This window comes from Nonomuraea sp. NPDC049784 (genome assembly GCF_040659615.1).
GTDB lineage: Bacteria > Actinomycetota > Actinomycetes > Streptosporangiales > Streptosporangiaceae > Nonomuraea.
Genome location: NZ_JBFAMX010001207.1, coordinates 1 through 1,388, shown reverse-complemented (window position 1 = coordinate 1,388; position 1,388 = coordinate 1). Strand labels below are relative to the sequence as shown.

Annotated in this window: 2 protein-coding genes; both read left to right on the top strand. The window is 74.3% G+C overall.

Translation table 11 applies throughout. The annotated features are described in order from the left end of the window. On the top strand, positions 1-689 hold a 689-nt coding region (locus AB0J09_RS64760), incomplete at its 5' end, for a glycosyltransferase (RefSeq protein ID WP_360714433.1). 2 nt (positions 690-691) lie between these two features. Further along, the gene (locus tag AB0J09_RS64755; protein WP_360714431.1) at positions 692-1,240 is read left to right on the top strand and encodes an SIS domain-containing protein; all 549 of its coding nucleotides are present in this window, start codon (positions 692-694) and stop codon (positions 1,238-1,240) included. Positions 1,241-1,388: the final 148 nt, after the last annotated feature.

Sequence of the window (1,388 nt, the reverse complement as noted above, 5' to 3'; positions counted from 1 at the left end):
GCGGCGACGAGGTGAACGAACTGCGCGCGATGGGCATCCCCGGGCAGCACGTCACGGTCGTGCCCTGCGGGGTGGACCTGCGGGCGTTCTGCCCCGAGGGGCCGGTGGCGCCGCGCACCGCGGGCAAGCTGATCCTCTGCATCGGCAGGAGGGTGCCGCGCAAGGGCGTGGACACCGTGATCAGGACGCTGCGCCAGCTCCCGGACGCCGAGCTGGTGATCGCGGGCGGCAGCCCGGAGGACGACGAGGCGGTCAGGCTGCGTGGGCTGGCGCAGGCGTACGGGTTCGAACGGCGGGTGCACGTGATCGGCAGCGTGCCGCGCGAGCACGTGCCTGCGCTGATGCGCTCGGCCGACGTCGTGGTGACGGTGCCGTGGTACGAGCCGTTCGGCATGGTGCCGGTCGAGGCGATGGCCTGCGGCGTGCCGGTCGTGGCCTCGGCGGTCGGCGGGCACCTGGACACGGTCGCAGGCTGCGGCGTGCTGGTGCCGCCGCGCCGCCCGCGCGCCCTGGCCAGGGCGCTGCGCGATCTGCTCGACGACCCGGACAAGCGGGCGGCCCTCGGCGCGGCAGGGGCGCGCAGGGCCCGCGAGAGGTACGGCTGGCCGCGCGTGGCCGAGCTGACCGAGGCCGTGTACACGCAGGTCATCGACGGCAAGGTATGCCGCCTGGCCGCTCTGGGGAGTTGATCGTGGACGCACATCTGGAAAAGCTCTGGACGACCCTGGAGAAGGTCGATGACCAGGCGGTCACCGTCCGTGCCTGGGGCGGGAAGCTGGCCGGCGTGCTGTCCGCCGGGGGCAGGCTGCTGACCTGCGGCAACGGCGGCTCGGCCGCGGAGGCGCAGCACCTGACGGCCGAGCTGGTCGGCAGGTTCAGGGACGACAGGCAGCCGTACGCGGCGATCCCGTTGCACGCCGACGGCTCGACGCTGACGGCGATCGCCAACGACTTCGGCGCCGAGCAGATCTACGCCCGGCAGGTACGCGCCCACGGCAGGCCCGGCGACGTGCTGCTGTGCCTGTCCACCAGCGGCACCAGCCCGAACGTGCTGGCCGCGGCGAGCGCGGCGCAGGAGGGCGGCATCCTCGCCTGGGCCATGACCGGCCCCGCGCCGAACCCGCTGGCCGAGCTGTGCGACGAGACCGTCGCCGTGCCGGGGGAGGAGCCGGCGACCGTACAGGAGGTGCACCTCGCCCTGATACACCTGCTGTGCGACGCGGTCGAGGAAGCACTGTGACGGGACCGCTCGTCGTCATCGGGGACACACTGCTGGACGTGGACGTCGAGGGCGACGCCGAGCGGCTCTGCCCGGAGGCCCCCGTCCCGGTGGTGGACGTCTCCGCCGAGCAGGCCCGTCCCGGCGGGGCGGGGCTGGCGGCGCTGCT